The sequence below is a fragment of the Deefgea rivuli DSM 18356 genome (assembly GCF_000620145.1).
In the GTDB taxonomy this organism is placed as follows: domain Bacteria; phylum Pseudomonadota; class Gammaproteobacteria; order Burkholderiales; family Chitinibacteraceae; genus Deefgea; species Deefgea rivuli.
The window spans coordinates 71,534-78,649 of the sequence record NZ_JHVM01000016.1 but is presented as its reverse complement, the minus strand read 5'-3'; the positions used below and the strand labels follow the sequence as shown (position 1 = coordinate 78,649).

Sequence of the window (7,116 nt, the reverse complement as noted above, 5' to 3'; positions counted from 1 at the left end):
CCCTCGCTGCGGACAATCGGCAAGGCGTCGGGCTTTAACAAAACAGAGCCCGCCGAAAGCCCCTTGCCGCTTGTTCCTCGCTCGGCTTGATACAAGGGATCTCGCGCAGCTCAACCATTGCGGCACAGCTTCAAACATTAATTAAGAATTGCCCAAAGCGTAACGCGCTTGCAGTGTCATTTGCAATGCGGCGCGGGTTTTGGCGTGGGATAAAATTGGGCTTTCTAGCTGCCCATTGCACAGCAGATCGCAAAAATGTGCGGTTTCGTAATTGAGGCCTGAACCGATTGGGGTGTGCGTTAATTCTTCACGCTCGCCCGTTGCAGTCACCAAAGTCGCGCGCGCTGGGTTCCACCATTTATCGTGAATCAGCACATAACCAGCCGAGCCAGAAATCAGTGCTTCGCCGCTGCCCGCCACGTCCAGCCCGCAATACAACTGGCTGATGCCATTCGCGTGCTGAGATTGCCAGCTGGCAAAGGTATCGACGCCGCTCACACCCATCCGCCCTAAGGTTTGCACTTCGCTGCTCGCGCCAAGCCAATCCACCGCCAAAAATGCCGCGTAAATGCCAATATCGAGCAAGCCACCACCCGCTTGCGCTGGATCGAGCACCGCGTGGCCAGCAGGGATATTCGGGTTCGCGAAACCAGCACGAACGAAACGTACATCGCCAATTGAACCTGACTCAATGCGCTCACGAATCATTTGATACAGCGGGAAAAACGGCGGTTTCATCGCCTCCATATAGAGGCGCTGCGTGGCTTGCGCGGCCGCGATGACGTCGTCCAACTCAGCCAAAGTCACCGCAGCCGGCTTTTCGCACAGCACCGCTTTACCAGCTTTGAGCGCCGCAATACTCAGCGCGGCATGGCTAGGATGCGGCGTCGCGATATACACCGCGTCGATATCGCTAGCGAGCAGTTCATCCAACGATGAATAAATATGAGGTATTTGATTGGAGGTAGCGAATTGAGTGGCTTTGCTGGCAGTACGGTTAAATACTGCGACAGCTTGTGCATCGGGTACTTGTTCCAAACCCACTACAAAGCGTTGCGCGATACTGCCAGTGCCGATGATGCCGAAACGGATGGTTTTGATTGTGTTCATAGCTCGCCTTAATGAGGGTATTGCCACAGAAGTTAAATATTATCTAGCCTTCAATCCAATACACCAATCAGGTATTACCCTGTTCAGCCCAAGCTAAAAGTCCAATCCAAATATGCTGTTTTGCAGGGGGTTAGGCGGGTTTATACCGCGTACCCACCACGACCATGCTGATATGAACACATAAATGGTGGGTACGCGGCCGATCAGCTTCAGTGTTAATCGACGCCCTACTGCGGCCTAACCCACCCTACGCCTAGGCTTGGCTAAACCGCACCAGCGCCAAGCTCCCTAGTAGATTCGGCAGAAACTCAACCGGCTCACCTTGATGCAACACAATTTGGCCGTCCACTTGCATGCCGAGTTTAGCCAGCAATTTACCAAAATCATGCACAGTGCAGAAGTGAATATTCGGTGTGTTATACCAATCGTACGGAATCGTTTCGGAAACCGGCATGCGGCCGAGCAGGATTTGCCAGCGGTTTTCCCAGAAGCCAAAGTTCGGGAACGTAACAATCCCGCAGCGGCCAACGCGCAGCATTTCTTGCAAAATCAGCTCAACGTTATGCATCGATTGGATCGTTAGCGACAGCACGACATAGTCAAAACTACCGTCTTCAAAATGCTGCAAGCCGCTTTCCATATCGGCTTGAATGACGTTCAGACCTTTTTCCACACAAGTCACAATCGAATTTACATCGACGTCGACGCCAATGCCGCGCACTTGTTTGTTGGCTTGTAGCCACGCGAGCAATTCGCCATCGGCGCAGCCCAAATCGAGCACGCGAGAATTAGGTTTAATTTGCTCGGCGATGTGTTTTAAATCGGGGCGCAAATTGCCCACAGCGGCATGTTGTATTGCGGCCATTACGCCACCTCCACAGCAATATTATTCAGGTAAGCACGCATCACCCCCATATATGGGGCGTCTTCCATCAGGAAGGCATCGTGACCGTGCTGAGATTCAATTTCTGCGTACGACACACTGCGATCTGCATCCAGCAGCGCTTTGACGATCTCACGCGAGCGCGCTGGCGCGAAACGCCAATCCGAGGTGAACGACACGACCAGAAATTTCGCCTGCGCTTGGCGCATCGCCTGCGCCAGACTGCCGCCGTAATGCCGCGCCGGATCGAAATAATCCAGCGCCTTGGTCATCAATAAATAGGTGTTCGCGTCGAACACATTGGCAAATTTATCGCCTTGATAACGCAAGTAAGATTCAATTTCGAACTCGACTTCATAGCCGTATTTGTATTCGCCCGTGCGCAGCAAGCGACCAAATTTCTCGCCCATACCATCGTCTGACAAATAGGTGATATGCCCGAGCATGCGCGCCAAGCGCAAGCCGCGTTTTGGCACGACGCCGTGCTGATAAAAATCACCCCCGTGAAATTCAGGATCAGTAATAATCGCTTGGCGTGCCACGTCATTAAACGCGATATTTTGCGCGGTGAGTTTCGGCGCAGAAGCAATCACCAATGCATGACGTATACGCTCAGGATACGTGATAGACCAGCGCAACGCCTGCATACCCCCCAAGCTGCCACCAATGACGGCGGCGAATTGAACAATCCCAAGCCGATCGGCCAAACGCGCCTGCGTTTCAACCCAATCCCTGACCAACACGACTGGGAAACTAGCGCCATATTGCTCGCCCGTTGCAGGATTGATGCTCGAAGGCCCCGTTGAGCCATGACAACCGCCCAAATTATTCACGCCAATGACGAAAAAGCGATCCGTATCAATCGGTTTACCTGGGCCAATCATGCTGTCCCACCAACCCGGCGCTTTATCGTCAGCAGAGTGGTAGCCCGCTACATGATGGTGGCCCGACAGCGCGTGGCAGATCAAAATAGCGTTCGATTTATCGGCATTGAGCGTGCCATAAGTCTCGACCATCAGCTCATACGACGGCAAAACCGCGCCGGAAGACAGCGTAATCGCTTCATCAAACTGGAATTTCTGTGGGGTAACAATACCAATACTATTGGGCTGCATCAGATGATGTCCTATTGCTAGCAGTCATTAATTCTTTGGGAGCATTTAATAATGCGCAACATAGTAAAACAAATGCGAATCCAGAAACGTTATCAACAAACAATGAATTTGCCAATGAGGAGATTCCCATTCCAGCCAATAATGCATACAAAGACCACTTCCACATTTTTTCTAAATGTCGACCTTGCCAAGCTGCCGCGCCCATCAAAGCCAACAGTAAAATGATACCCAAAACACCCAGCTCAACGCCAAACCATAAATAATTATTATGCGGATTACCTGATTCCAAAATCAAACTTTGATTGGCTTTGGCAATTCGCTGATATTCATTTTCATAACTACCAACGCCGTGGCCTAATAGTGGTTTTTCTTGGATTAAAGCGAAGCTATTTTTATAAAACTCAAGACGAATTCCTACTGAGTTCGCCTCAGTACTTCCTTGAGAATAAGCCGCCAAATCAGATTGCACTCTCGCAATCCCGCCTTGAATGACGGAGGAATATTTCGGCAGAATAATCATAGCAGACAACAAGAAAACACTTCCCAGTAATAATCCCTTGCGCCAATTCCAAAAAACGAAAACCATGCCCAACATCATTAAGAAAATAATTTGCCCTGTTCTTCCTGGAACGACAAAAAACACATTATAACAAATCAGAAGAAGGCTAATGATGGCCAAAATATTTTTATATCCCGTCCATTGCTTAACAAGAAGAGCAGAAAAAATCCCAACCCCTAAAAACCCTGCAAATAAATTATGCGAGATATGATCTCTAAAAACGGCCCAATCACCTTGACGCGCTCTCAAAATAGGTTGATCAAGCCAGGCCGAAATACAAGATAAAATAACACTCAATAAAACACCAGCGGAGAAAGCAATCAAAAAAGCATTTCTAAGTTTGGGTTTTGAGAAGACGTACAAGAAAAATGGGATGAGGAAATAAGCTCGCAGCTTTAAAATAAACCCCCATCCACCCTCTGAACTCGCAGAGGTCCACAAGATGGAAACTACAAATAAAATCCCCAAACTCAAAGCAACAATCGCAAATGGCTTTTGACATTCTTCTTTTAAATCGCGCCATGAGCCCAGCATTAAAATTGCCGACAAGAGCAATAAGCCACCACTGATATTTTGTGCCGCAGTCGACATCGGAATTGCCAGCCCTGCGATAACGGCTGAAAATAAAGAAAACCAATAACTATATTTCATTCACCACGCTCCGCATTCTTTTTAAGAATAGAAGAAATCACATCAATCACTTGCTGAGAATTCATCGTATCAAGGCATTCACTATGACTTTGGCGATTTCGTAAACAGCCTTCTAAATAACACGGCACGCAATCCTTTTGGCCTTGAATTAAATACACATTATTCACCTGCTGACTGCCATGCGTCACAAACGGGCTTTGGCTCTTTTGGTACTGCGCTGGCCAAGGCGTCCATTTTACGGGGTCAGTCGGACCAAATAAGGCCACGGTCGGCACTTGGGTCGCGGCGGCTAAATGCGTTGTTCCAGTATCCACACCAACAAATACCTGCGCGCCCGAGATCACTTGCGCCAATTGTGCCAAAGACAATCGGCCAGCTAAATTCACCGTGCCTTCAGGCATATCCGCTAGCAGCGCGTTGAGATAATCCACTTCGGCAGCAACGGGGCCACCGGACAGAATCACTTGCACGCCTTGCACATGCAAATAATGAGCCACTGCAATCCAGCCTTCCCGCGTCCATTGCTTGTAACGCCATTGCGGCATCACGTGCAGCACCGCGTAGCGAGCAGAATCAACCACATCGCTGACTGAAAAAGAGCCGTCTTCCACGCGCGGCGGAGTTAAATCATACGCAGGTAGGATCGGGAGCAATTGGCAGAGTTGCAATAACTCCAACACCGTATGCGTTTTCTCTGACTCTGTTTCAAGAAAGCGAGAAAAAATATAGCGCTTAAACCAGCCCGTTTGCGGTTTAGGCGGCACAAAACCGATGCGTACTGGCGCAGCCAACATCGCATAGGCGGCAACTTTATCACTGGTTTGCGTGGTGATCGCCAAATCATACTGACGGAAAATGCGTTTTAATAATTGGATATACTCTGCTCGGCGTGGCTTCGCGCTCACAGCGATGAGATTTGATACCGCAGGATTACCCGCCAACATCGCCTTGGTATTGTCATACAACAGCACATCAATTTGCGCATCTGGATACGCGGCGCGTAAAGCGTTGAGCAATGGCGTCGTCAGCAAAGTATCGCCCAAGTAGCGCAAGGTAATCAGCAAGATTTTTTGCGGGGGCGACTTCTTAAACAAGGGCAGAATCGTTTTCATAAAGCCTTCTATTGAGACACAAAATTGCACCGCCTTGATCTTAGTCTCAGTGAGTCAGCACGCTGCGAGCATGAGCTACTTGCCTGATTAAACAAGAGCGGCGATTATAGCAGCCATGATTCATGAAAACAGTAAAACTATGCCCCGTATCGGCGTTGCAATCATCACCAAAAATGCGGCGGCGCATTTAGACGAATGCCTCAAGTCTGTCGCTTGGGCGCAGCAAATCATCGTCCTAGATTCAGGCAGCACGGATGCGACCTTAGAAATCGCCGCTAGGCATGGGGTAGAAATCCACCAAACCAGCGACTGGCCCGGCTTTGGCATTCAGAAAAACCGTGCGATTGCACTGCTCAATACCGATTGGGTTTTAGCGCTGGATGCTGATGAAGTGCTGAGCGAAACGCTGATCAATAGCGTCCAATCTGCGATCAACTCCGAGGCAGCCGCCCCAGTTTATAGACTCTCTCGACTATCAAATTATTGCGGGCGCTGGATCAAACATGCGGGCTGGTATCCAGATCATTTACCGAGGCTTTTCCAACGCGGTGCAGCGCAGTATTCGGATGACTTGGTGCATGAAAGGCTGATTTATCAAGGTGATGCACCACTTTTAGCTGGCGAGCTACTGCATTTTTCCTTTGATAATCTCGACGATGTGCTCGATAAGATCAACCGCTATTCCAAAGCGGGAGCACAGCAGCGCCAATCTCGTGGCGAAAGCTCGCATCTAGGCAAAGCGATCTACAAAGGCCTGTGGACTTTCTTGCGGACTTATTTTTTGCAGCGTGGATTTTTAGATGGCCGTGAAGGATTTATCCTGGCCGTTTCCAATGCCGAAGGCGCTTATTATCGCCAACTTAAACTGATGTATCTCAATGAAAATTAGCATTATTGTTACCACCTACAACCGCCCAGATGCACTGGTTGCGGTACTGGATTCGCTGGCCTTACAAGAGGGCGACTATGAAGTGATTGTGGCCGATGATGGCTCAAAACCTGAAACGGCAGCATTAATCCAATCCATGCAATATCCAGTGCGCCTAGCCCATGTCTGGCAAGAGGATGTGGGATTTCGCGCCGCCGCCGCACGCAATCGTGCCGCTGCTGCGGCCAGCGGCGACTACCTGATTTTTCTGGATGGCGATTGCATGGTGTTTGCAGATTTTTGCACTCAACATCGCGCTTTAGCAGAAAAAGGCTGGGCGATTGCGGGCAACCGAATTTTAGCTGCCAAGGAGTTTAGCGCAATGCTACTCAAAGCGCCAAACCCTGCCCGAGTGTGCCATTGGAGCAATGCCGAATGGAAAGTGGCACAAGCTAAAGGGGATGTGAATAAAGCCACAGCCAATTTGCGGCTGGCGCTTGGCCCTTTGCGTAAATTACACCGCAATCGCTGGCAACGCGTTCGCACCTGCAATCTTGGCGTTTGGCGTAGTGACTTTACTGCTGTGAATGGTTTTGATGAGGACTTTCAAGGCTGGGGTTACGAAGATTCTGATTTCGCCGTCCGCTTAATTCGCTCTAACATTAAAATCAAAGATGGCCGCTTTGCCGTGCCGGTGCTGCATTTATGGCATAAAGAAAATGATAGAACACAAGAGCGCGAAAACTGGGCGAAATTTGAAGCCACTTTAAATGGCCAGCATATCCGTGCCAAACGCGGCTTAGATCAATACTTATAAA

General features: G+C 49.5%; 7 protein-coding genes. 2 read left to right on the top strand and 5 right to left on the bottom strand.

From position 1 onward, the window contains the following. Positions 1-141: 141 nt before the first annotated feature. The 5 genes from Q320_RS0108510 to rfaQ form a co-directional block, all read right to left on the bottom strand. The gene (locus tag Q320_RS0108510; protein WP_027468649.1) at positions 142-1,110 is read right to left on the bottom strand and encodes a Gfo/Idh/MocA family protein; all 969 of its coding nucleotides are present in this window, start codon (positions 1,108-1,110) and stop codon (positions 142-144) included. A 253-nt stretch (positions 1,111-1,363) separates the two neighbouring features. Then, entirely contained in the window at positions 1,364-1,975 is a 612-nt protein-coding gene (gene metW, locus Q320_RS0108505; protein WP_027468648.1) for a methionine biosynthesis protein MetW, read from the bottom strand. After that, the gene (gene metX, locus Q320_RS0108500; protein ID WP_027468647.1) at positions 1,975-3,111 is read right to left on the bottom strand and encodes a homoserine O-succinyltransferase MetX; all 1,137 of its coding nucleotides are present in this window, start codon (positions 3,109-3,111) and stop codon (positions 1,975-1,977) included. Before metX ends, metW begins: the two co-directional genes overlap by 1 nt. Continuing rightward, entirely contained in the window at positions 3,095-4,318 is a 1,224-nt protein-coding gene (locus Q320_RS0108495; protein WP_027468646.1) for an O-antigen ligase family protein, read from the bottom strand. Before Q320_RS0108495 ends, metX begins: the two co-directional genes overlap by 17 nt. Beyond that, positions 4,315-5,430 carry a putative lipopolysaccharide heptosyltransferase III gene (rfaQ, locus tag Q320_RS0108490; protein ID WP_027468645.1) on the bottom strand — a complete coding sequence of 372 codons (1,116 nt, stop codon included), beginning with the start codon at positions 5,428-5,430 and terminating at the stop codon, positions 4,315-4,317. Before rfaQ ends, Q320_RS0108495 begins: the two co-directional genes overlap by 4 nt. Positions 5,431-5,569: 139 nt before the next feature. Between rfaQ and Q320_RS0108485 the strand changes: the two genes are divergently transcribed. Both Q320_RS0108485 and Q320_RS0108480 read left to right on the top strand, forming a co-directional pair. After that, positions 5,570-6,319, top strand: a complete 750-nt coding sequence (locus Q320_RS0108485; protein ID WP_035853223.1) for a glycosyltransferase family 2 protein — start codon at positions 5,570-5,572, stop codon at positions 6,317-6,319. Continuing rightward, positions 6,309-7,115, top strand: coding sequence for a glycosyltransferase (locus Q320_RS0108480; RefSeq protein WP_035853197.1), 807 nt, complete (start codon positions 6,309-6,311; stop codon positions 7,113-7,115). The genes Q320_RS0108485 and Q320_RS0108480 overlap by 11 nt, the downstream gene beginning before the upstream one ends. Position 7,116 lies beyond the last annotated feature (1 nt).